Origin of the sequence: Candidatus Nitrososphaera evergladensis SR1 (genome assembly GCF_000730285.1) — an archaeon.
GTDB lineage: Archaea > Thermoproteota > Nitrososphaeria > Nitrososphaerales > Nitrososphaeraceae > Nitrososphaera > Nitrososphaera evergladensis.
Genome location: NZ_CP007174.1, coordinates 2,455,009 through 2,477,240, shown reverse-complemented (window position 1 = coordinate 2,477,240; position 22,232 = coordinate 2,455,009). Strand labels below are relative to the sequence as shown.

Genomic DNA, 22,232 nt, shown 5'->3' with positions numbered 1-22,232 from the left:
CAATGAGAGTACGACAGTTGCAGGTAAGAAGGCTTCATATAGAGCATCTTACTGGGTAAATATAGGTAATCTTTTTCTATCGGCTAATTTACATTGTCCCGTACTGGGACCTAGTTTTGGTGACGACCGACTCTGAGTTTCTCACGAGAAGAGAAAAGATCGATGTTCTGTTAAAGGAGGCGGGATGGGATGTCAAGAATGTCTCTCAGGCAATCTTGGAAGTAGATACCCTACAATCAGACTTTAAATCGCAGTTGTATAGGACTGTTTCAGATACTCTGAAAAATGAGAAAGATAGCAAGTATGCCGATTATCTATTATTGGACGGCAGCGGTGACCCTCTGGCAGTAATAGAGGCCAAAAAGACATCCAAAGACCCAATACTTGGCGAGAAACAAGCCGAGCTGTATGCTCAAGATATAAAGAACCAGACAGGCAAAGATATTTTCATTTATTTTACGAACGGTTATGAGATTTGGTTCTGGAATAAGCCCCACGACAACCCCCGAATGGTCAAGGGTTTTCATGGCCGAGATGCACTTGAACGACTACGCTTTCAAAATATCTCAAAAAAGGACTTTGAAGAGATTCCCATCAATAGGGAGATTACTGACAGGCCATATCAAATTGAGTCCATAAAACGCGTTCTTGAGGGCATTGGGAGGGGTAGACGAAAGTTCCTAATCGTGCAGGCAACGGGGACCGGAAAAACCAGGGTTGCTATGTCACTAATTGACATCTTGTTACGCTCAAACAGGGCTCAGAAAATATTGTTCCTTGCAGACAGAAAGGCGCTAAGGGACCAGGCATACGAGGAAGGATTCAAAATATTCTTCCCAAGTGAATCCAAGACTAAGGTATTCTCCGGAGATGTAGACCTGAAAAACCATCGACTGTATGCATCAACAATCCAAACCTTCATGGAATGCTATCGTGATTTTTCAATAGGGGACTTTGATGTCATTATCTCTGACGAGGCTCATAGATCAATTTACAACAAATGGAAGGATGTGTTCACATACTTTGACTGCATCCAAATTGGACTTACTGCTACCCCTGCACAATTGATCGATCGGGATACATTCAGATTTTTTGACTGCCTCGATGGCAAACCTACTGCACTCTACACTTATGAACAAGCCGTACATGACGGCTATCTTGTTGACTTTAAAGTTCATGAGGCACAAACACACTTTCAGATTGAAGGAATTAAGAGCAAAGACATTCCTGAAGAAGTAAAGAAGAAACTACTTGCAGAGGGCAAGGATGAAGAAGATCTTGATTTTGAAGGAACTGAAATAGAAAAGCGTGTTATCGTTACAGGAACAAACGAGGCAATAATTTGCGAATACTATGAGTATAGCTTGAAGGACAAGTCTGGAACTCTGCCTGCTAAGACTATCATTTTTGCAATATCCAAAAAACATGCAAAAAGGCTCTGGGAGTCTATAGAGAGGCTTTATCCTGAGCATAGAGGACGACTTGCTAATGTTATTGTCTCTGAAGATTCTAGAGCTCAGGAAACCCTGCGGCAGTTCAAGAGGGAAAACTATCCACGGATTGCAATTTCGGTAGACATGCTAGATACGGGAGTTGATATTCCTGAAGTTTGCAATCTTGTATTTGCCAAGCCTGTGTTCTCTAACATCAAGTTTTGGCAGATGATTGGAAGGGGCACACGCAGCAATGAGGCTTGCAAGAACCATGACTGGTTACCGGATGGTAAAAAAACCGAATTTCTAATATTTGATTTTTGGAAGAATTTTGAATTTTTTGACATGCACCCTGAAGGAAAAATCTCCACATCATCTGAAGCATTACCTACAAAGATATTCCTTGTGAGGCTGCAGCAATACCAATACTTCAAACGCAATGGCGACCTACAAAATGCCGAAGCAGTTCTGGCAAAGCTTATCAAGAGTGTAGATGAGCTACCCAAAGATTCAGCAAATATTAGAGAAAGACTACGGGATGTTGAAATCGTTACTCAAGGCAAACTCTTTGACAATATTGCGATAGAGGATGAGGTTGTTTTTCTAAAGGAAAAGATTGCACCACTGATGCGATATGCTAGCGATATTAACATTAATAGAGAAACTTTCAGGTTAAAGACAGAACAGCTAGGACTGGCGATTCTGACAAAAAATAATGAGGAATTTGAAAGGGCCAAGGAAACGATAGGCGACTACCTAATGCGTCTTCCCCGGACAATAAAGGAAGTTGAAAGAAAGGAAATCATCATAGACCAGATACTAAGTAAGAACTACTGGAAGTTTATCGAATACAAGGACGCTATGGCTATGCAAGAACAGTTAGTAGAAATTATGGATAATGTTCGTCCAGAACCTGTCCCAAAGATAGTTTTAGACATAGATGACCTTATCCAAGAAAGGAAGAAGATACTCTACGGTTTTCCCGCAAAGGAAGAATACATTGATGTCTACAAGGAGAAAGTTGAGGCGCACATCAAGCGACTTGCATTCGACAATGAGGTCGTCAAGAAGTTGCAAACAAACCAGCAACTAACAGAAGAGGACTTGCATGATTTAGAAGACAAGCTGAACAGCCCCGACCTATTCATTACTGAAGAACTGTTAAGAAAGGTCTATTCGCAGAAAAGAGCGACGATAGTCGATTTTGTAAAGCATATCCTGGGACTTTACCGATTTGCATCTCCTCAGGATAAGATATCTGAAGCCTTCAAGACCTATATGATTGAGCGAAATTATTTAAATGCCAACCAAGTGAACTTTCTTCGAACTTTGCAGACGGTTTTTACCAAAAAGAAGCACATAGAACTAGACGATCTTTTTGAATCGCCTTTTACGAACTTTGGTGCTGATGCACCTATTCCGTTATTCAGTCAAGAAGAGCTTCATGAGTTAGTACAACTCTGCAACAAGCTTGAAAATTAGGCGTTCAAGGAATAGATGGCTTTATCTGCAGAGCTAAAACAACATATTGACTCACTCTGGAACAAGTTTTGGGCTGGAGGCATAACGAATCCGTTAACAGCCATAGAACAAATGTCATACTTGATTTTCATGAAGAGGCTAGAAGATCTAGATAATCTACATGCAAAAAGGGCTTCCCAGCGAAAAGATATGTCCTATGTATCGGTATTCAAAGGCCATGAAGATTGCAAATGGTCACACTGGAAGCATTATAATGCTGATTCTATGCTAAAGCATGTTAGAGATAAGGTCTTCGAATTTATCAAGACCATTCATAACGGGGATGACGCTCTCTTTGCTCAATATATGAAAGACGCTGTTTTCGTTATTCCAAAGCCTCAGCTGCTGCAAGAGGCAGTTGCAATTATTGATAAGATCAACATTACTGCACAGAATCAAGATGTTCAGGGTGACATATATGAGCATTTGCTCAGCCAATTACAGACTTCCGGAAAGAATGGGCAATTTAGGACACCGCGACACATCATTAGATTGATGGTTACACTAATTGATCCAAAGATAGGAGAAAAAATTTGTGACCCTGCCTGTGGTACAGCTGGATTTCTTATAGGTGCTTATGAACACATTCTAGCTGCAAATACCAGTCATGATATAATTGAACGAGATGCAAATGGAGTTCCACATAATCTTGTAGGAGATAAGATTGTAAACAAAGCTCACTGGAAACTGCTTCGAAACGAAACATTCTACGGTTTTGAGGTGGACACTACTATGATAAGAATTGCGTTAATGAATATGATCTTGCACGGGGTAGAGCATCCTAACATCCGATATGCGGATTCTATTTCAAAGAGTTTTGATCAGAAGGAGCTTTATGATGTGGTTTTGGCAAATCCTCCTTTTACTGGCTTCGTTGATGAGTCTACAATAAATGATAATTTTCAAATAAGAACCGCAAAGACTGAATTACTCTTTCTTGAGCTAATGCATAATATTCTACATAGGGGTGGAAGATGTGCAGTCATAGTTCCAGAAGGAGCTTTATTTGCAAATAGTAATGCCCACAAGAATATTAGAAAAATTCTGGTAGAGAATTGCCAGGTTGAAGGAATCATATCGCTGCCTGCAGGCGTCTTTAAGCCATATGCAGGCGTCGCCACATCAATAGTGCTGTTCACTAAGGGTGGAAGGACTGAGCAGGTGTGGTTCTATGGGACTACTGCCGACGGTTACTCACTAGATGATAAGAGAGTGCCAACTCCTTACAGAAACGACATACCTGATATAATCAAGAAATGGTCGAAGAAGCAAGTAGATAATGAGAGAACCTGGGTAGCTTCATATCAGCAGATAGTTGATAATGATTATTCATTATCTGCGAATCGATACAAGCCTTCAGTCAGATTAGAAACAAAATATGAAGACCCCTCCGTATTGCTCAATCAAATTCTAAATTTAGAGAATGAGATACAAAGTGAACTCAGAGCATTAAATGACGTAATTGAACAGCATCAAATAAGGTCATGGAATGCACACGATGAACGGTCCGAATAGTAAACCTACAGAGATTGGCGATTTGCCGGAACATTGGAAAGTGGTCCGGCTGGAAGAAGTTGCAGAAATCGTCGGTGGTGCGACCCCCTTAACTAGCGTGACCGAATACTGGAACGGTGATATCCCTTTTGTAACACCCACTGACATCACAAAACTGGATGGGCATAGCACTATTCGGAATACTGCTAAACGAATCACCAAGAAAGGACTCAAAGCGATTTCTGCAAAGCTAATACCTTCCGGTTCTGTTCTGATGACCAGCAGAGCAACCATTGGTTTCTGTGCGATAAATGAGGTTCCTGTTGTCACAAATCAGGGATTTGCTACGCTTATCTGTAGAGATACAATTGATAACCTTTATGCACTACATTTGTTAAGATCTCTTAAACCACAAATAGAACAATTAGCGAATGGCACTACGTTCAAGGAAGTCTCAAGAACTTCGTTGCGTAAATTATTGATTCCTCTTCCACCTTTGCCTGAACAAATAGTGATTGCTTCTGTTTTGGAGAAAGCATGCAGATTACAAGCAAAACGCCGTCTGATAAATACAAGATGTTCTCATTTAGTAGACTCAATTTTCTTCAAAATGTTCGGTGATCTATTCAGCAATTCATTGGGGTGGAAGAGAGTCCTAATACAGGATGTATGCATACAAATCACAGATATCATTCATAAAATGCCGAAGGCAGTAGATGAGGGTATTCCGTTCATTTCCGTTATGAACCTAACAAAAGGTGATTATATTGATTTTTCAGATGTCAAGTTCATTTCTAAAGATGACCACGTGAGGTTGATTCAGCGATGTAGACCTCAGCAAGGTGATGTTCTCTATACAAGAATTGGAGTCAATTATGGAATAGCACGGCTAGTCGAGACCAATACTGAATTCAGCATATCTTATAGTTTAGCACTACTCAAGCCAGATCGACAGTTGATTCATCCAATATTTTTGAAGAATATTTTGAACACTCAATTCGTAAAGCTTCAAGCAGACAGGAAAACTAGAGGAATAGGTGTTCCCGACTTAGGCATCAAAGAGATCAAGAGCTTGGAAATAATGCTGCCTCCACTTAAACTACAAGAAGAATTTGCAGCTCTGGCGACCAAAGTGACTTCTATCCAAAGGAAGCAAATTGATGAATATCAAAAAATCGACCAACTGTCCAAGTCTTTAACAATGATGTTTTTTAGTGGTAAGAAAATGTCCGCAAGCAATTCGCAAACATAATTAGTTTGATGGGACACATTAAATAATGCCGGCCTATCGTTCTTTATAGACTAATTAGCTGACAATTATATATCCAGATATGCGTCTTTTCTAGGGAATAAACCTCAATACTCTTAATCTTATCAAGATATGGATTGAGAAGATTTTTCCGGCTTGCTCTTTCTTTACAGGATGAAATACTCTGCCTGCGGGTGGTGGACCACGATTGCGGCTGTGGACTGGTCCGGCACAATCTGGCCTGACTCCGTCAGGGTCATGCCTGACTTTTCCGGCTCCAGTATCTGCCAAACGAGGTGGTGCTGCATCACGTCGGGGCAGCTTGGATAACCCCAGCTGTAGCGCAAGCCCCGCTTGTCGCCGATGCCAAGCTCTTTTCGTATGCGGGCGTTGACCCACTCGGCCATGGCCTCTGCCGTCTCTACCGCAAGGCCGTGCAGGTAGTAGGCGTCTGCGTAGCTGTCCTGCTTGTTCCACCTGTCGATGACCTCCGTGACCTTTGTGCCGACGGTGACTGCCTGAAACGCTGCGACATCGTCCTGTCCGAAATAGTCTGCAAGGCACAGGTGCTTTTCCTTGGAAGACCTTGGGAACTCAAAGACAGCCTGCCTGTTGTCAGAAAAGTCTACTGCAAGCCTGCCTGCTGCGCCGTTTTTGCCCAGAGTCAGGTTGTGGCAGCGGAAATACCCGTAGACTGCCCTTGGCTCAAACAGGCACTCGTCAATGACGCGTCCTGTCCACTCTGCAAACAATTTTTCTGGGTCGCCGCCTTCGCTTGCACCCTTGCCCCTCATGCCCCACTGCAAAACAAAGAGGGACTTTTTGCTGATGTGCTTCCAGATCTCTTTTAGATCAAGGTCGGCCGGCCCAAGCCTCACCTGCCTGTTGAGGTGCGGCGCAACGGGAGGCTCTACCGGCTTTATTCCGCTGTGCGGCAGCTCGGTGGCAGTTTCAGCCGCAGTGGCTTCTCTTTCCGTCCATTTCTCTAGCTTTTGCCGCCAGTCACCTACAAACTGCGCCCTTTGCTCCTTTGACACGAGCGCGTTCATAGCCCGCAGCCCGTCAAACGCGGTCTTGCAGTAAAAGACGCCGGGGCCGTAGATGCCTCCGTCCTTGGCAATCCTGTTGATGTAGTTGCTGTTTATAGCGGCTCCTCCGCAAAGCACCGGGACGGCCATGCCGTTCTGCCGGGCGTGCTCCACGAAATACTGCATCTGCTTTGAAGTCGACACTAGCAGCGCAGAAAGCCCGACCGCGTCTGGCTTGACCTCTTCAATCTTTTCCAGTATCTTTTGCATTGGGACCTGCTTGCCAAGGTCGTAGACCGTGTAGCCGTTGTTTGCGAAGATGGTCTTGACCAGGTTCTTGCCAATGTCGTGCACGTCGCCGTACACCGTGCACAGCACCAGCTTGCCCTTGCTCACGCCTTCCTGCTTTATCAGGTATTTTTCAAGCTCGGCAACAGCGGCCTTCATGCACTCTGCCGATTTCAGCACAAATGGCAGGATGAGTTCGCCTGCGCCAAACTTGTCGCCCACCTCCTTCATGGCCGGCAGCAACACGTCGTTTAGCGTCTGCACCGCCGCTTCGTGCGCAGCCTCCTTCTCTGCCTCTGTTATCTTGCCGTCTGCAACCCTGGCGCCCGGTACGCGGCCGGCTATTGCCTGCACGACGTCCGCCTCGATTCCGTCCTTCAGCCGGTTTACTATGCGGAAATGGCATTTCCTGTCTGCGTCCCACGACGGGTCAACTTCGACACGCTTGCTGGCTGTACCTGACGCCACCTTTGCCTTCTCGCCCTCAAAGTACGCGATGAGGTCTGCAAGCGCGTTCTGGTGCTTGTTGAAAATGAGATCCTCTGCAAGTTTCCTCTGCTCGGCGTCGATTTCAGGGTACGGTATTATGTCGCGGGCATTGATGATGACGGTGTCAAGCCCCGCCTTTAGGGCGTGGTACAAAAACACCGAGTTTACAACCTTGCGGGAGCCTGCCGGCAGCCCAAAGCTGACGTTGCTGAGGCCAAGCGTGGTAAACGCAGCTGGGAACCTCTGCTTGACAAGCCTTATCCCTTCAAGCGTGTTTTTTGCAGAATCCGCGTATTCTGCCTCGCCTGTTCCAATCGTAAACGTGAGCACGTCAAAGATGAACTGCCAGGGTTCAAGCCCGTATTTCTTGCCAGTGTCGTACAGCAATTGCGCAGTCTCGACTTTTTCGTCGGCGGTCTTGGCCATCCCATTTGGCCCGATGCACATCGCTATGGCCGGCAGGCCGTACTTTGCCATGATGGGCGCAAGCGCGTGAAAGCGCGACCCGTCGCCTTCAAGGTTTATCGAGTTTATTATCGGCCTGCCCGGTATCTGCTCCACTGCCGCTTCGACGACCTTTGGGTCGGTCGAGTCTATCACAAGCGGCGCCTCGACCTCCAGGCTCAGGCGCTTGACCAGCTTTTTCATGAATTCCAGCTCGTCAGACCGCTCTGTCGTTGCGACGCAGACGTCAAGGCAGTGCGCCCCGTCTTCTACCTGCTCCCTTGCAAGGTTTGCGAGGCCGTCAAAGTCGTCCTTTAGCACCATCGCCTTGGCCTTTTTTGAGCCCAGCGTGTTGAGGCGCTCGCCTATGATGAGCGGCGCAGGCTCTTGCTTTAAATCGACTGCCTTGAGAGCCGAGCTGACCCGTGGAACCTTGTTCAATAGCGCACCCAAGTTATTTTCACGCCTATATTTGCGGTTCTGTTTTTCTTCTCTTTCTGCTATGGCCTTTCGCCGCTGTTGTTGTTGTTGCCGTCACCGGTCAAACAGCCTGTGCTCGCGTGAAACCTCTTCCATGTTGTTGCCGTAGCATTCAAGCACTTCAAACGGCTCCTCTAGGGTTTCCGGGGAGTGGTTCAGGTACTTTATCGCGCAGGCCCTGTGGAACCCGTCGATTATGATCCGTACGTCTTTCTCGATGTCCCACGCGGTGATGAACAGGATTTCTTTGTCCTTGAGGCTGGTAAAGTGCTTTCCTTTCTCGTTTTCCACTATCCACCCTTGCTTTTCGATCCATTCGTTGAGCGTGTACGTCCTGCCCCTGTTGTGGTCCGTCCTGCGGGGAGCAAAGCACGAGTCTGAAAACCGCTTCCATGCAGAGTCTGAATTCAGGGTATACTTGCGAGCCTTTATCCCCTTTTGCTCAAAGAGGCTGCGCCTTAGCTTTGTACGCACCTTTGATTCTTTTTTCTTTGTTATTTTTATGAACTTTTGAATGTCTACGTCTTCGGCAATCGCTGCAAACGGATCGTCCAGCATGTTGGCCATTGCCTGTAAGCTATTCTCTCCTCCTCAATCCTGAAATGTGTTTTGGATCCCACAGAGAGTGGGCGCATATACTCTCTCTACACTCTTGCCTGCGGCGGCATATACTGTACGCTATGCTATCACGCTTGGCGATATCGTGGTAAAGATGCCGTCAATTCCAAACCTTTCCTTCATGGTTTCTCTGTAGTCGAGGAACCACTTGATGTTTTCAGGCGTGTTTGGGGCGACTACGAAAAACCCTGCGTTGCTTGCGCCGTCGTGCCTTGTGCCGTTCTGGATAGTCGTCCCACTAAAAGGCGGGAGCACCGTGACTCCGCCAAAGCGCTCGGCCAGTTCCGTCCGGGTCTTTTCAAGCAGCTCCTGCCCGATGGTCGTGCCGTCGCTCCGTTCCGTGGAGAAAAGGTAGTCCACCCTGACGTGGGGAGAGCCAAACATCATGACCTCCTTTGCTGCTGTTACAGTAGTAGTAGCGTTGCCAGTTTCTGCAGCAGTCATGCTGGTCGCCCCAAGGGCGGCGGCTTCTCTTCATGATGCCTGCCAGCTTGATGTCGTAATCTGTTATCTTGTTTCCAGCGCTCCACGTATACAGGTAGGCGGACACTGTGTTGTAGTTGTTGGTCCAGTCAGGGTGGTGGTTCATCTTTTCAGCCTCTAGCCCCACGCGGTACATGAACTGAAAAGCCTGCACAAAGTTCTTGAACTGAAAAGTCTTGTGGAGCTTGCCGCTCCCATTGTCTGCGACTTGCCGCCAGCCGTCCAATTCAGTATTGTTTGTCAGCTCCTCTTTGATCTGGCTTTCTGACAGGATAGTGTAGTTCATGTCTTTGGGGTTGACCGCCGTCTCTGGTATCAACGACGCTGAAGATTTGGTTTTGTCGTTTGATGCTGTCGCCAAATAGCCCGTGGCGTTGCCGGGACTGAATTTCTCTAGCGCGACCTTTTTCGTCCAGCCGTCAAAGGTGGCAGTCACCGTAAACGCCGTTCCTTTCAGGCTGTGGAACCCTATCGCGTTTGCCGCCACGTTCATCGAGCCGTGGTCTGCGGCAGAATCCGGCGGAGTAAAGAACAGTGGAGAGGCGTAGGTCTTGTTGTTGGACTGCTCCGTGTACAGGGGAGGCAAGTTGCCATCCACCGGCCCGTCGTAGTGATGGTACGTGAACAGCTCTACGAGGTCGCTTGCTGCCCACGTGAGCGTCCCACTGTAGATCACGTCTTCTCCAAGTGGAGGCAAAAACACTGCAGACTGGTGGGTCTCATGGCCCGGAGCGGGGTCTTGGCTTGACGCCATAGTCTTTGTCAGCAAGACTTTGCTCAGAAGGGTTCTTGCCTCGGCAGTCTGCTGCTGCGGCTGCGCCTGTGACAGAGTAGCGCCCGTGTATGCAAACATTGCCAGCATCGACGCGGCGGCTATTGCCAGTACGAGGCGCAGTGTCCCTTGCCTTTTTGCTGCTGGCGTGTTCATGCCTTTGTCGTCGTGATTATCATCATTGCGCTTTCTTGGAAATATGTTGCGGGTCATCAAGAAGCCTCATAGAATAATCACCTATAAAACTTGGTTGAAAAATTTGCAAGTGTGGATTTTGTAAAATCTATACATCTGCGTTATGTACAGAGACTCAAAAAGTCTCTGTGGGCATATTTGCTACTCCAAGTTTGTTCCAGAGCCAGATTCTGCATTCCGATGGGAGATAACCTTGTATAGTTGTTTGTCGAATTATACAACCATGGTATCAAGCCAGACAATCCTCAAACAGGAAGAAGAGGACGCATCCGAAGGTGTCCCAGTCTGCAGCGCCAACTACTCCAGCCCAGTAGTCGATCAGGCAAGCTTCATTGAAGAGATCCACTACAGCATCGGCGGCAAAAAATACATAGAAAACGCCCCACACTTCTAGGCTGGAGGGGAATATTTTTTGCAGATCAAGGGGCAGGAGCCCAAGGAGCGAGATATAGAACTGGAAAATATAGTTGGCAATCTTTTGATCGCAGAGTACCAGGTTGACAAGCTGCGGGCACGGCTGGCCGAAAAGGTCGTAGGCCGCGGCGACAGCTCGGCAAACAACCAGTCAATCTACACCTTCAAGAACAAGGACAAACTCTTTCGGGTCCGCGTTCAGATAGACGAGATGGAACTATAAAGGAAGAAGAACAATACAACAACTGAACAATGTCTGCGTAAGCGTGTGTAGTGTATAGTTGTGTACGTGGCGTGATGCATATATGCACGATATACACGCGCGCACAGACATTTCTTTAATTTTATGAGAAAATCGGTAGAAGGAAAGACCGTTTTTACTCAAAATCCGATTTGTTTTGTGCTAGAATGGGTGCAATTTGGGCGCCTGCTGGTCACAATTGTTAATAGACATCAGATGCAATTGAGATGGTACATGACTTGGTGCCATGACGCCAATCACAGAATCTGCCACATTCCGCTTTGATAAAGTGGTACTTGAGCAACTTAGGCGTGAGGCTGAGCACAAACAAGTCCATCTCAATACGCTGGTAAACCAGATCGTCAAGTCTCATATAGAATGGCACACATATGCTCCCCAGGCTGGATACATCCCCGTGGGCAAGCCGCTAATCAGGGCGCTGGTAGATTCTCTGACCGGAGAACAAATCGAAGAAATTGGAGATAGGTATGCGCAAACTCTTTCGGGGCCGACTCTGATGATAACCGGCAAAAAGCTCTCTGCAGAATCTATTTTGGAACTTGTAGACAGGTGGGTGAGGGCCTCGGGTTTTGAATACCAGCATGAAGAGGGCAAGAACAACAACAATAATCACAATCATTTTCGCTCTGTCTATGTGATTCAGCATAACATGGGCAAGAACTGGTCTTGTCTCATGGCCAGAACTCTTGGGCAGGCCACGTCCAAGTTTGCGGCCAAGGCGCCGAATTTACAGGCCACAGAGAATACCCTTTACATCGAATTTGACCTGATAAAATAATAAAGATATACACCGCTATTTCGATGACGATGGCGGCGTCATCTCAAGAACGCGCCTGAGCTCTGCGATGTGTTTTGGGTTCGTGCCACAGCAGCCTCCTATAAGGCGCACGTTTTCGTAACTTTTGACAAAGTCTTCCATCTTGTGCGCAACGTCTTTGGGCTTCATCTTGTAGACCGCCTTTCCGCCCTCGTTGTGAGGCATACCTGCGTTTGGCATGACCAGTATCGGCAGGTCCTGCTCTGCCAGCCACTTGACGCTTGGCTCCATCTCTGCCGGCCCGGTTGAGCAGTTGAGGCCAAAAAAGTCGATTCCCATGTCGCTCACAGTCGTGTATGCGGCCTGCACGCTTGTCCCAAGGAGCATCTTGCCGTACTGGTCAAGCGTCACGTTGGCAATTATCGGGACCTTTTTGCCGACCTTTTCCATGGCCTGGTGGGACGCCTCGATTGCAAGCTTTACCTCAAGTATGTCCTGGCTCGTCTCTATCAGCAGTGCGTCTACGCCTCCCAGTATGAGGCCTTCGGCCTGAAGCGCAAACGCCTCGCGTATTTCGTCAAGGGGCTTTTGCCCAAGATCGGGATCGTTGGAACTTGGGAGAAACCCCGTAGGCCCCATCGAGCCGATGACATAGCGACCCTCAAACTCGTCTGCCACTTCTCTGGCCAGCTGCGCCGCCTTTTTGTTGAACTTGACCGTCTGGTCCCCATAGCCGTACTCTTCGAGCTTGAACTTGTTGGAGCCAAACGTGTTTGTCTCGATGCAGTCGGCGCCTGCTTTTAGGTAGCTGCGGTGGATATTTTTTATCCACTCTGGCCTTGTGAGTACGAGGCCGTCGTTAAAGCCGTCCTTGCCGTTCGGAAAGTCCTCTGGCCTTGGGCTGAGCTTTTGTATCTCTGTGCCCATGGCGCCGTCAAACAGCAGCCTCCTCTTTTTAGCGGCTTCTAGGAACGGCTCTCTTGCTTGCGAGGGAGACAACGATGAACAGTCCTGATTTTCGCAGATTCAATTTAATAATGCTTCGCCGGGCCCAAAAGTAGACAAAAGGGGCAACATCTCTTGACACTGGGGCTCTAAACCATACGAGGAGACCCCGAGGGTGCATATATAATATGATGACCTCTGTAGTCCAAGAGTCAACAACAACAACATCATTACCAACAACAGCGACCATCACCACACAGACAAGATCTGCCGACAACACGATACCTCCACACGTTCTCATCGTAGGCAAAAAGAACGCGCTTGACTACATCGCGCCCGCGCTTTTCAGGATCGGCACGTTTGGCGAGCTGGTCGTGAGGGCAAAGGGCAGCATGAGCATTGTGACGGCGGTAAACGTGGCCGAGATGGTCAAAAAAGACGTTGCAGAACTTGAGACTCGTTCTGTCTCGATAGGCACAGAGGAGATAGTCATAGAAGGAATGCCAAAGCGCGTCTCGTACATTGAAATTCATCTGGCCAAGCCGTTACCCAAGGCAGTGGTAGTAGAAGCGCCGCTGCCACAGGACAAGCTTGCCGAGACTGCATCAACGGCAAAGAAGATAAGGGCAAAGGCGAAAAAGTCGACGACCACTAAAAAGAGGGCGACAGCAACCGTCCGCAAGAAAAAGGCGGACGCCTAGGCTTTCTGCCTTCCGCCGCCAAACACCGACAGGATGCTTGACACCATCATCCCTGCCGTGTAGGACTGCCCAAGCTCTGCAAAGCCCGGGATAAGTTCTAGCGAAAACAAGGCGCCAAGCGCGACGATGCCTCCGTACTGCGCCACTTTTTTCAGAAACGTCTTTTCGCTGTTAAAGGGCGCAAGGAGCATTCCAAGTATCCACGTTCCAAAGAGCCAGATCATCGTCTTTGTCGCTACCACGTTTGGCGCAGTAAACGCCACTCCAAAGTACATTGCAGTCACGATAAAGTCGGCGCCCATCATGTTGGCAAATATCTTGTTAAACGACTTTAGCCTCACAATGTAGTGGCCAAAGACAAAGCCCATTATCGCAACGGCCGCTGCGCTTGTGCCGACATAGGCCGCATTTGTACCGCAAGAAAATAGCGCCCTTGGGTCCGTGCTCCCGCACATTACCTGCGTGGCCACTAGCACCATAAGAAACGTCTTGACTATGACGCTTGCTATGATGAGCAGGGCCTTGTGCTGGCGTTCAAGCGGCTGCGCTTTCAACCTTGAGCTTGTGTGTGCGCTGCCGGATACTTAAGCCTTGGTCACGGCTCTACTCGCGACATCGTCCTTGGGAAAAGCACCGTGTCCTTGATGTCCTCCGCGTTTGTTATCCAACGCACGAGGCGCTCGATGCCAAGTCCAAAGCCGCCGTGCGGCACCGACCCGTACCTGCGCAGGTCGAGATACCACTCGTACGCCTCCGGCTTTAACCCCTCTTTTAGCATCCTGCTTGTGATAGAGTCGATGCTGTCTTCCCTCTGGCCGCCACTTGTTATCTCGCCAAAGCCACTTGGCGCAAGCATGTCTGCAGTCAGCCCGACGCCCGGGTGCTCCGGGTCTTCCTTGACATAAAACGGCTTGACGGAAATGGGGTAGCCGACCACAAACACCGGCTTGTCAGCGTCCTTGGTCAGCTCGCGCTCTGAATCTATCGACAGGTCGTCGCCAAACTGGATGCCGCGCCTTGTCCCGTCATCCTCCGTGACTTCAAATCCTTTTGAGCGCAAAATCTCTATTGCTCGGCCGTATGGCAGGCGCTCAAACGGAGGCTCGACTTTTTTGAGGCCGGAAACATCGCGCTTTAGAAATTCCAGCTCTTCCGCACGCTCTTTGAGGGTGTTCTGTATCACGTACGAGACGAGCTGCTCCTCCACCTTCAGGATGTCCTCAAGCGTGACCCACGGAGCCTCTGCCTCCAGGTGCGAAAACTCTGCCAGGTGCCTGACCGTCCTTGACTTTTCAGCCCGGAACGACGGCGTCAGGCTCCACACCGGGCCAAGGGAAAATATCATCGCCTCCAGGTACAGCTGCGCGCTCTGCGAGAGGTACGCGTCCTGGTCAAAGTATCGCAACTTGAAAAGCGTCGAGCCTCCTTCCACCGCTCCCTTTACAATGGTCGGCGCCGTCACCTCCATCCAGCCGTTTTCCACGAACCACCGCCGGCCGTAATGGAGAACAGATGCGCGCACCTTGGCTATTGCTATCATCTTCCGCGTCCGGAGCGCGAGGTGGCGTTTGTCAAGCAGCAGCTCGTCGCTCTGGTACTCGCCTATGGGGTACTCCTCTGCGATGTTGAATATTTTCAGTTCTTTTCCCTTTATCTCAAAGCCGCCCTCCGGCGCCCGGGGGTCCTGGCTCACAGTGCCAGTGATTTGTACGGACGACTCTATCGTGAGGTTTGCAACCTTGTCAGTCGGCAGGACGCACTGTATCACTGCGCCCCTGTCGTCCCTGAGAAGTATGAACGAGTTTTCCTTTTGCTTGCGCAGGCGGTGGACCCAGCCCCTTATCGTTACTTCCTTGCCCACAAAACCGGCGTTCTTGACCTCGCTGGCGCGCATATGTTTGATGTCTGTTGTCACGCAGCCTTGATTATTATAAAATGTTTTTAGCCCTTGAACGCGGCAAGCAGCACCCTTCTTATGGGCGTCCACATCCGTTTGTCTTTTACCTTTTCCGGGTTGAGGATGAGCTGCATGGCCATGCCCTGGTAGATGGCAAAGAGCATCCTCACAATTCCCTCTGCCTCTGATGCGTCTACCTTTATGACGCCCACCGAAGACGCAAATTCCAAAAGGGCCTTTAGCCTGTTTATCGCCTCATCAAGGCCGTCTTTAAAGACCTTGTCTATCTTGGCGCTCCTTCTGCTGCTGACCCACATCTCAAAGAGCAGGGCGGTAAAGTCGGAATTTTCCTGCACGTTTCTTTTCAGGATCTCTATCATGCCGTCGACCAGCTCCTCCGGCGACTTGGCACCTGACAGGCTGCCTACAGACGAGTCCCACATCGGCCCAAAGCCAAACGCAAGAGACTTTGAAACCATGTCCTCCTTGTCCTTGAAGTAGTAATGCAGGAGGCCCCTGCTGACCTTGGCGGCATCTGCAACTTCGTTGATGGTAGTGTTTTCGTAGCCGTTTTTTGAGAGCACTGCCAGCGCCGCCTCCATTATCCGCTCGGCCTTTTCCTCCTTGCCCTTTGGCACAGTTTATGCACCACACGTGTCGGTTATTATGATTTTTGCTGGACGCCCGACAAACTATGTAAAATCCCTGAAGAAATACCCTTTTGAGATAACGTTGAGAAATAACACGGTTAAAGCCTTACATAGATGGTGGTGATGATGTATGGACGACATAATGGATTCTGCCGCCACCAAGCCCTGGAAGCCTGTTAACAGTCCGATAAAGTGGGTTGGTGGCAAGTACAAGGCGCGTGACCTGATCGTTAACGTTATTCCTCCGCATCACTGCTATGTGGAAGTCTTTGCGGGAGCGGCCTGGGTCCTTTTCAGAAAACCGCCAAGCCGCGTGGAAGTGTACAACGACATTGATCAAGACGTGGTCAACTTTTTCAGGATTGTGAAAGAGCAACCTGAGGAGTTTGTAAAAAGTTTTGACCTCGAACTTGTCAGCAGGGCCGAATTTGACCGCCTCAAGAACATCGCCCCGGAAACTCTTGATCCCGTAGCGCGAGCGCACAGGTTCTATTATTTGATAATGGCCGGATGGGGAGGGGAACTTGACTATCCGCGGTTCCAAACCAGCATATCAGACGGAGGTGGCGGGAACCGGTTGGTAGGCGCGCTAAAGACGCTACGTTCCAGAATCGAGCCTATCCATGACAGATTAAAGACCGTGCTTATCGAGAACCTTGACTGGAGGCAGCTGGTGGACAGGTATGATGATTCCCGGACTGTCATGTACCTGGACCCTCCTTACCCGGATAACAATTGCAACTATCAGCACAATATGCGCAGAATCGAGGAACATAAAGAATTGGCAGACTGGATGCGAACGGCCAAGTCCAAGCTCATACTGACATGTTATAATAAACCCGAGATCAGGGCTCTGTACTCCGACTTCCATATAATGGAGATCAATTTTGCGGCAGGAATGATTTCCAAGGGTGGCGAGCGGCTTAACAAGGAGCTTATAGTCGCCAACTTCAAGCTAGGAAAGGAATTGGAGCTAAAGTGTACCCGTCAAGGCAAGAAGAAGCTGGACACGTCTGCAAGCTTCTTTTAGCAAGGACATGTTTGACTAACGGTTGTGGGCCGTCCTGGCGGCCGCCGCTGCCACAGCAGGAAAGTCAATCCGCATTGTTGTCGTTGTTGCCAGGAAAACAATACATACACATACGCGCGTACACGCGGCGGGAGCAAGAAGAAGAGGGGGCCTATGTCTCTTCTCCTTTCTTTATCATCCTTGAAATGTGCGGTATTCGCGGCACGCCGACTGCAAAGGCAGTTGCCACTATTGCAAGAAAGTAGTATTCGTAGCCGATGGCCATTCCTATCGAGGCCGCAAACCACACCGCCGCTGCAGTCGTCAGGTTTGTTATCTTGCCATCAAGCTCGCTCTTTAGGATGAGCCCTGCCCCGAGAAAACCTATGCCTGAGATTATCTGCGCCGCAATCCTTGACGATGAGTTGGGGTCCACAAGCGACGAAAGAAGGGTGAAAATCATCGACCCGCCGATAACAAGGCAGTGCGTGCTTATCCCCGCGGCCTTGTTCCTTGACTCCCTCTCTGCGCCAATGGCAAAGCCGGCTGCAAGGGAAATCCCGATTCCAACCAGAAAACGCACCTCGTAGCCAGCTGGTATTCCTTCAAAAACCATCTCTTTCTTTCCTGTCTTATTGACAAAAATGGTATTTTAATTAATCATGGTGTGAGAGGACAGTTCTTGCCTGTTTTTTCTTCCTTCAAGAAATAATCGTGGTGCCTGTCGCTCTTGAGAGAAAAAAGAAAGGGAGGAGTCAGGATGTTGCTGATGTTGTCTTTTTGCCTTTTACGAAAAAGGCCGCTGCGACTCCGCCAAAGATCGCGCCCAGCGCGCCGACGTACAGCAGCGTCTCGTTGCCTCCTATTGACAGCATGGGGGTGCCAGAGCCGTTTGGATTTTCATGGGTTATTGCCCACTTTCTTGCCGCAAGTATTGTCTGCTCGTTGCACTCTATTCTGTCAATGTTGTATTTTTCGCATTCTGCAAGCTGGTCCGGCGTTGCACCTGCAGTAGGGTTGCCACTGACGCCGTACTGTGCGTGCGACTGCTGCACCGTTCCTGCCGCCAGCGCCAAGGCTACCCCTGCTGCGGCCAGCAGGGCCGTGTAGTAATTTGTTGCGGTTGTGTCCATGCAATAGTTATCGGAAGCGCTCTGGATAATCCTGCGTTCCGGACGCGTCATGCAGCACCTGTTCTGGCATCCGAACACGGCCTTCGCAGCGGTACTTTACAAGCAGGTAACCAAGAAAGCCGATGACCGTGGCTCCAGCAAGTGGCAGTATGGAAGGGGCAAGACTGGATGCCGCAAACGCGCTCTGGCCGGCTGCGGCAACCTTTTCTTTTGATAATGTGATCGACTCTTCTATCGTCGTCGCCTGCTGCTGGGCTGCGCCTGCATCGGGGGTGATATAGTTTTGAACAACCTGCACCGAAGGCAGCTCTTGCACGTACTGGAACAAAAACGCGCCGCCTGTTGCAAATACTGCAAGCGCAACCATGCCGGGGACAATCAGCGGGAGCACACCCTTTGCATTCTTTATTCTTCTGCTTTCTGCCCTGTCTGCCCTTTCAAGCAGGCTGAACCTCCACATCCTCCACGCCTCAAGCCACAGCACGCCAGCTGCCGCAAGCGGCACGGCTACGCCGTATACGCTCCACGACGACAAATTGAACATCACGTACAGGACGGCGACTGCTGAAAACACGGAAGCATAGAACGCAAGCCTTGGGACTGAAAACCTCCCAAAGTTCACGTACGATTCAAGCGCCCTGACCTTCACCTTGCGGGTGACATGCACTCTGCCGTAGCCGTCCTTTGCGGCAAGGCCCATGCCCACCAGCTTTTCCACCTGGTAGTCGGCCACGCTTGGGCTTGAGAGGCCCAGGTCGCGCTGGATCTCCCTTATCCCTCCCGGCTCGCCCTTTTTCAAAAGGTACAGGTACACCTGCAGGGTCCTCCCCTGCAGCTTGCGCTCAATCTCGTCGCTATCGCCGCCTTCCATATATAGAATTAGTTGTCAGAGGCGGAATTTAAGGAGCACCACAAAAGCAGGCCGTTCTGGGAGTAGAACACCTATCATATTATATTATAATTCAGCCCCATGCCAGCTATAGAGGAAGCGCGTATTTGGAAAAGAAAGAAGAGGAGAAGAAGGGCTGGAAGCGCCTTGGCCGGAAAAAGGTGTTTGAGGCAAGGAACGGCAAGACCGTCTACATGGAGCTCTTTCAGGACACCGTGCAGACGCCAAAGGGCAGGACCCTGTCTTATACGCACTATCGCTCGTCAGATGTCGTGATAGTCGTCCCGTTCCTTGACAAAAAGACTCTTGTCATGATAAAGCAGTACCGCTACCCTCTTGGCAAGGTGCTGCTAGAGTTTCCGGCCGGCCACGTGGAAAAGGGCGAAAGCCCCCTTGCGACTGCAAAAAGGGAGCTGCGCGAGGAGACGGGATACAGTGCAAAAAGAGTAGAGCACGTCTACGACTACCACCCGTCAGTCAGCAAGTCGCGGCAGGTGGTGCACGTCTTTTTTGCGGCTGGCCTTGCAGGTGGCAAGACCGACCACGACAGCACCGAGGACATTGACGTGGAAATAGTGAAGATTGCAAGCCTCCGGGACATGATACGCAAGCGCAAGGTGGAAAACGCCGGCACGCTGATTGCGTACCTGCTGTGCTGCAGCAGCGACGGCGGTGGAATAAAAAAGATAAACGGCAAGGGAGAATAGTGTGAGCGGCATGGCAGAAGAAGGCACGATGACGATGAAGGCGATGGTGCTTGACAGGTGCGCGCCAATCGAGACAAAACCATTGAAGCTAAAGTCGATACCGGTTCCAAAGCCGAAAAAGAGAGGCGAAGTGCTCCTGGAGATAGAGACGTGCGGCGTCTGCCGGTCAAACCTGCACATGATAGAGGGCGACTGGAAGGACGAAGGATCGCCGTCGGTCCTGCCAGTTGTTCCCGGGCATGAGGTGGTAGGCGTCGTGAAAAAAGCCGATGGCGCAAGGAAGGTCAAAGAAGGTGACAGGGTCGGCATCCAGCCGTTGTTTAGCTCGTGCCTCAAATGCGGCTATTGTAATTCAGGCAAGGAGCACCTGTGCGACGACGCAGAGATAACGGGCGAAAGCGTGCAGGGCGGGTACGCGGAGTACATCGTTGCGGACGAAGAGTTTGTCACTGCGATACCTGACAGCATAGACTCTGCGCACGCGGCCCCGCTGTTCTGCCCCGGCATAACCGCGTACAAGGCAGTCAAGGCAAGCGAGCCGGCAAGAGGCAGGTCTGTAGGCATTTTCGGGATCGGGGGAGTCGGGCACCTTGCCATACAGATGGCCAAGATGGAAGGCGCAAGGGTGGTCGGCATATCCCGTGCAAAAAAGCACCTTGACCTTGCCAAGAAGCTGGGCGCAGACAGCACGGTTGCGTACCAAGATTCTACCGACCAGTTCCTCAAGAACCTGAAAAAGGAAGAAGGATTATTGGACAGCGCAATCGTGTTTGCCCCGTCAGAGAAGGCCATAGACGCGGCGATAAAGTCGGTCAAAAAGGGCGGGCTTGTAGTGGTCGGAGTCGTAGGCGAGATACCGCACTTTTCCGCGTTTGAAGAAAAGACCATTCGCGGGACCGTGATAGGCTCGCGGCAGGACATGGCAGACCTTGTGGCACTTGCCGCCGGCGGGTCGCTTGAAGTCGTGATAGAGACGCACAAGCTTGCCGAGGCAAACGACGTGCTTGCGAGGCTGAAACACTCGGAGGTAGAGGCACGGGCGGTCCTCGTGCCCTAGCGCACTATCAGCACAATGAATGCATAGTATATCGCAATGTTTGCCGCGGTTATCACGCTTCCGATCTTGGCAAACTCGAAAAAGGAAAACGCGCGAACGCCCCTTGACTCTGCCGCTTCAATGACAATGACGTTGCTCGCCGCGCCAAGTATCGTAAGGTTGCCGGCTATTGTGCTCGCCGCGGCTAGCATCAGCCACTGCGCCACGTGCTCGCCTCCAAACCCGTTTTCAGTCATGACAAAGTCGTACAGCGCCACAAAGGGGACGTTGCTGAGCACCTGGCTCAGCGAAAGGCTTGCCGCCGTTATCACGCCAAGGCTCTGCGCCTTGTCGGCCGGGCTTGGATCCGGGAGCCATCCCGTGATTATCGATATTGCGCCTGACTGCCACATTGCCGACGTGACTACAAACATTGCCGCAAAGAACACGAGCACAGAATAGTCCACCTTTCTCAGGATCTGCGTGCGCTCGCTTGAAAGCGCGTACAGCGCAGCCGCGCCAAGCATCGCCACCACGCTCAGCCCAAAGTCTGCCACCTTGAGCACGTGCAGGAACTCGGATATGACAAACCCTGCAAGCGTTGCAACCGTTACGTAAATGGCAAGCCTTGCCTGCCGGGGGTTATAGTGGATGGCGCCGTCACCCTCCTCTTCTTTTACAATCTCTGCTTCCTCCTCCGCCGCCGGCGCGTGCTCCAGCATCTTTGGAAGCTCTTTTCTGAAATATGCCTTTAGTATCAGGTACGTGACAAACAGGTTTGCCACTGTAGGCACGCTCAGGTAGAGCAGGAACGTGACGAACGGAAACTGCATGCCGCTATCAATGGCTATCAGCAGGTTCTGGGGGTTGCCTATCGGGGTCATGACGCTCCCAACCGTTATCCCGAATGCAAGCGTCAAGAGGAGTATGGTGGGCTTGATCTTGGCGTGCCTTGCCACGTGGACGGCAAGCGGTATCCCAAGGAGCGCAATCGTGTCGTTTACCAAAAATGCCGCAAGCACTCCCATTCCCACCACAAAAATCATCAGGAGTTGCGACGGCGTCTTTGCACGCGCAAGCATCCTGACTGCTATCATCCTAAGCACGCCTGCCCTTTCCAGCGCCGAGACTATGCTGAACATGCCAAAGAGGAAAGCAATGACTTCCAGGTTTACCGCCCTGAACGCGTCAGAAATCCCTGTCACCTGCAGGCCGACCATCAGCGCCGCGCCGATGAGCATCGCGGCCCATATCGGCACCCCAAACCTGCGCCGGCCGATTATGAGGACGTATACCACCGCAAACACGCCAAGGGCGACGTACTCCTGCACAGCGGTG

The 22,232-nt window shown here is 50.2% G+C and carries 22 protein-coding genes; 10 read left to right on the top strand and 12 right to left on the bottom strand.

Annotated elements, in window-relative coordinates:
* Positions 1-119 precede the first annotated feature (119 nt).
* From NTE_RS13525 to NTE_RS13515, 3 genes are read left to right on the top strand one after another with little or no spacing between them, the layout of a single operon-like run.
* The gene (locus NTE_RS13525) at positions 120-2,915 is read left to right on the top strand and encodes a type I restriction endonuclease subunit R (RefSeq protein ID WP_148701494.1); all 2,796 of its coding nucleotides are present in this window, start codon (positions 120-122) and stop codon (positions 2,913-2,915) included.
* A 15-nt stretch (positions 2,916-2,930) separates the two neighbouring features.
* Entirely contained in the window at positions 2,931-4,469 is a 1,539-nt protein-coding gene (locus NTE_RS13520) for a type I restriction-modification system subunit M (protein WP_148701493.1), read from the top strand.
* Positions 4,453-5,700, top strand: a complete 1,248-nt coding sequence (locus tag NTE_RS13515) for a restriction endonuclease subunit S (protein ID WP_158385587.1) — start codon at positions 4,453-4,455, stop codon at positions 5,698-5,700. The genes NTE_RS13520 and NTE_RS13515 overlap by 17 nt, the downstream gene beginning before the upstream one ends.
* A 164-nt stretch (positions 5,701-5,864) precedes the next feature.
* Here the strand turns inward: NTE_RS13515 and NTE_RS13510 are convergent, their stop codons facing one another.
* The 4 genes from NTE_RS13510 to NTE_RS17190 form a co-directional block, all read right to left on the bottom strand.
* Complete coding sequence (locus tag NTE_RS13510) at positions 5,865-8,387, bottom strand: methionine synthase (RefSeq protein WP_148701491.1); 2,523 nt, start codon at positions 8,385-8,387, stop codon at positions 5,865-5,867.
* A 93-nt stretch (positions 8,388-8,480) separates the two neighbouring features.
* Positions 8,481-8,993 (bottom strand): hypothetical protein, encoded by a 513-nt coding sequence (locus NTE_RS13505; protein ID WP_148701490.1) that lies wholly within the window; start codon positions 8,991-8,993, stop codon positions 8,481-8,483.
* Between the two features lie 111 nt (positions 8,994-9,104).
* Entirely contained in the window at positions 9,105-9,431 is a 327-nt protein-coding gene (locus NTE_RS13500) for a hypothetical protein (protein WP_148701489.1), read from the bottom strand.
* The gene (locus NTE_RS17190) at positions 9,343-10,512 is read right to left on the bottom strand and encodes a 4a-hydroxytetrahydrobiopterin dehydratase (protein WP_226987026.1); all 1,170 of its coding nucleotides are present in this window, start codon (positions 10,510-10,512) and stop codon (positions 9,343-9,345) included. Before NTE_RS17190 ends, NTE_RS13500 begins: the two co-directional genes overlap by 89 nt.
* Before the next feature lie 205 nt (positions 10,513-10,717).
* On the opposite strand from NTE_RS17190, the gene NTE_RS16970 reads away from it, so the two are divergent.
* From NTE_RS16970 to NTE_RS13485, 3 genes are all read left to right on the top strand, one after another.
* Positions 10,718-10,888: a hypothetical protein gene (locus tag NTE_RS16970; protein WP_193354076.1), complete on the top strand. Its 171-nt coding sequence runs from the start codon at positions 10,718-10,720 to the stop codon at positions 10,886-10,888.
* An 18-nt stretch (positions 10,889-10,906) separates the two neighbouring features.
* On the top strand, positions 10,907-11,131 hold the full coding sequence (locus NTE_RS13490) for a hypothetical protein (RefSeq protein ID WP_148701488.1): 225 nt from the start codon (positions 10,907-10,909) through the stop codon (positions 11,129-11,131).
* 265 nt (positions 11,132-11,396) lie between these two features.
* Positions 11,397-11,948, top strand: coding sequence for a hypothetical protein (locus NTE_RS13485; RefSeq protein ID WP_148701487.1), 552 nt, complete (start codon positions 11,397-11,399; stop codon positions 11,946-11,948).
* A 15-nt stretch (positions 11,949-11,963) separates the two neighbouring features.
* Here NTE_RS13485 and NTE_RS13480 read toward each other — a convergent pair whose 3' ends face one another.
* Positions 11,964-12,926 carry a homocysteine S-methyltransferase family protein gene (locus tag NTE_RS13480; protein ID WP_226987025.1) on the bottom strand — a complete coding sequence of 321 codons (963 nt, stop codon included), beginning with the start codon at positions 12,924-12,926 and terminating at the stop codon, positions 11,964-11,966.
* Between the two features lie 134 nt (positions 12,927-13,060).
* Here NTE_RS13480 and NTE_RS13475 point away from each other — a divergent pair, with 134 nt between their 5' ends.
* Positions 13,061-13,573 (top strand): hypothetical protein, encoded by a 513-nt coding sequence (locus NTE_RS13475; protein ID WP_148701486.1) that lies wholly within the window; start codon positions 13,061-13,063, stop codon positions 13,571-13,573.
* Here NTE_RS13475 and NTE_RS13470 read toward each other — a convergent pair.
* The 3 genes from NTE_RS13470 to NTE_RS13460 are packed head-to-tail and all read right to left on the bottom strand — an operon-like array spanning position 13,570 to position 16,108.
* Positions 13,570-14,127 (bottom strand): hypothetical protein, encoded by a 558-nt coding sequence (locus NTE_RS13470; RefSeq protein ID WP_148701485.1) that lies wholly within the window; start codon positions 14,125-14,127, stop codon positions 13,570-13,572. The two genes, NTE_RS13475 and NTE_RS13470, sit on opposite strands and share 4 nt — an antisense overlap.
* 41 nt (positions 14,128-14,168) lie before the next feature.
* Entirely contained in the window at positions 14,169-15,467 is a 1,299-nt protein-coding gene (asnS, locus tag NTE_RS13465; protein ID WP_148701484.1) for an asparagine--tRNA ligase, read from the bottom strand.
* A gap of 47 nt (positions 15,468-15,514) precedes the next feature.
* Entirely contained in the window at positions 15,515-16,108 is a 594-nt protein-coding gene (locus tag NTE_RS13460) for a TetR/AcrR family transcriptional regulator (protein WP_148701483.1), read from the bottom strand.
* Between the two features lie 142 nt (positions 16,109-16,250).
* Here NTE_RS13460 and NTE_RS13455 point away from each other — a divergent pair, with 142 nt between their 5' ends.
* Positions 16,251-17,150: a DNA adenine methylase gene (locus tag NTE_RS13455; RefSeq protein ID WP_226987024.1), complete on the top strand. Its 900-nt coding sequence runs from the start codon at positions 16,251-16,253 to the stop codon at positions 17,148-17,150.
* Positions 17,151-17,301: 151 nt separating this feature from the next.
* On the opposite strand, the gene NTE_RS13450 is transcribed toward NTE_RS13455, so the two are convergent.
* The 3 genes from NTE_RS13450 to NTE_RS13440 form a co-directional block, all read right to left on the bottom strand.
* On the bottom strand, positions 17,302-17,745 hold the full coding sequence (locus tag NTE_RS13450; RefSeq protein WP_148701482.1) for an MgtC/SapB family protein: 444 nt from the start codon (positions 17,743-17,745) through the stop codon (positions 17,302-17,304).
* Between the two features lie 139 nt (positions 17,746-17,884).
* Positions 17,885-18,313, bottom strand: a complete 429-nt coding sequence (locus tag NTE_RS13445) for a hypothetical protein (protein WP_148701481.1) — start codon at positions 18,311-18,313, stop codon at positions 17,885-17,887.
* Entirely contained in the window at positions 18,270-19,133 is an 864-nt protein-coding gene (locus tag NTE_RS13440) for a hypothetical protein (RefSeq protein ID WP_148701480.1), read from the bottom strand. Before NTE_RS13440 ends, NTE_RS13445 begins: the two co-directional genes overlap by 44 nt.
* Before the next feature lie 125 nt (positions 19,134-19,258).
* On the opposite strand from NTE_RS13440, the gene NTE_RS13435 reads away from it, so the two are divergent.
* Both NTE_RS13435 and NTE_RS13430 read left to right on the top strand, forming a co-directional pair.
* Positions 19,259-19,858 carry an NUDIX hydrolase gene (locus NTE_RS13435; RefSeq protein ID WP_148701479.1) on the top strand — a complete coding sequence of 200 codons (600 nt, stop codon included), beginning with the start codon at positions 19,259-19,261 and terminating at the stop codon, positions 19,856-19,858.
* 10 nt (positions 19,859-19,868) lie between these two features.
* On the top strand, positions 19,869-20,915 hold the full coding sequence (locus NTE_RS13430) for an alcohol dehydrogenase catalytic domain-containing protein (protein WP_148701478.1): 1,047 nt from the start codon (positions 19,869-19,871) through the stop codon (positions 20,913-20,915).
* On the opposite strand, the gene NTE_RS13425 is transcribed toward NTE_RS13430, so the two are convergent.
* Positions 20,912-22,225 carry an ArsB/NhaD family transporter gene (locus tag NTE_RS13425; protein ID WP_158385583.1) on the bottom strand — a complete coding sequence of 438 codons (1,314 nt, stop codon included), beginning with the start codon at positions 22,223-22,225 and terminating at the stop codon, positions 20,912-20,914. The genes NTE_RS13430 and NTE_RS13425 overlap by 4 nt on opposite strands.
* Between the last annotated feature and the right edge of the window lie 7 nt (positions 22,226-22,232).

Bases quoted from the DNA above. Each gene is read 5' to 3' on its own strand.
- asnS (WP_148701484.1), bottom strand. From the start codon at position 15,467: ATGCGCGCCAGCGAGGTCAAGAACGCCGGTTTTGTGGGCAAGGAAGTA.
- NTE_RS13485 (WP_148701487.1), top strand. From the start codon at position 11,397: ATGACGCCAATCACAGAATCTGCCACATTCCGCTTTGATAAAGTGGTA.
- NTE_RS13505 (WP_148701490.1), bottom strand. From the start codon at position 8,993: ATGGCCAACATGCTGGACGATCCGTTTGCAGCGATTGCCGAAGACGTA.
- NTE_RS13515 (WP_158385587.1), top strand. From the start codon at position 4,453: ATGAACGGTCCGAATAGTAAACCTACAGAGATTGGCGATTTGCCGGAA.
- NTE_RS17190 (WP_226987026.1), bottom strand. From the start codon at position 10,512: ATGACCCGCAACATATTTCCAAGAAAGCGCAATGATGATAATCACGAC.
- NTE_RS16970 (WP_193354076.1), top strand. From the start codon at position 10,718: ATGGTATCAAGCCAGACAATCCTCAAACAGGAAGAAGAGGACGCATCC.
- NTE_RS13430 (WP_148701478.1), top strand. From the start codon at position 19,869: ATGGCAGAAGAAGGCACGATGACGATGAAGGCGATGGTGCTTGACAGG.
- NTE_RS13445 (WP_148701481.1), bottom strand. From the start codon at position 18,313: ATGACGCGTCCGGAACGCAGGATTATCCAGAGCGCTTCCGATAACTAT.
- NTE_RS13440 (WP_148701480.1), bottom strand. From the start codon at position 19,133: ATGGAAGGCGGCGATAGCGACGAGATTGAGCGCAAGCTGCAGGGGAGG.
- NTE_RS13520 (WP_148701493.1), top strand. From the start codon at position 2,931: ATGGCTTTATCTGCAGAGCTAAAACAACATATTGACTCACTCTGGAAC.
- NTE_RS13455 (WP_226987024.1), top strand. From the start codon at position 16,251: ATGGACGACATAATGGATTCTGCCGCCACCAAGCCCTGGAAGCCTGTT.
- NTE_RS13500 (WP_148701489.1), bottom strand. From the start codon at position 9,431: ATGATGTTTGGCTCTCCCCACGTCAGGGTGGACTACCTTTTCTCCACG.
- NTE_RS13475 (WP_148701486.1), top strand. From the start codon at position 13,061: ATGATGACCTCTGTAGTCCAAGAGTCAACAACAACAACATCATTACCA.
- NTE_RS13450 (WP_148701482.1), bottom strand. From the start codon at position 17,745: ATGGTTTTTGAAGGAATACCAGCTGGCTACGAGGTGCGTTTTCTGGTT.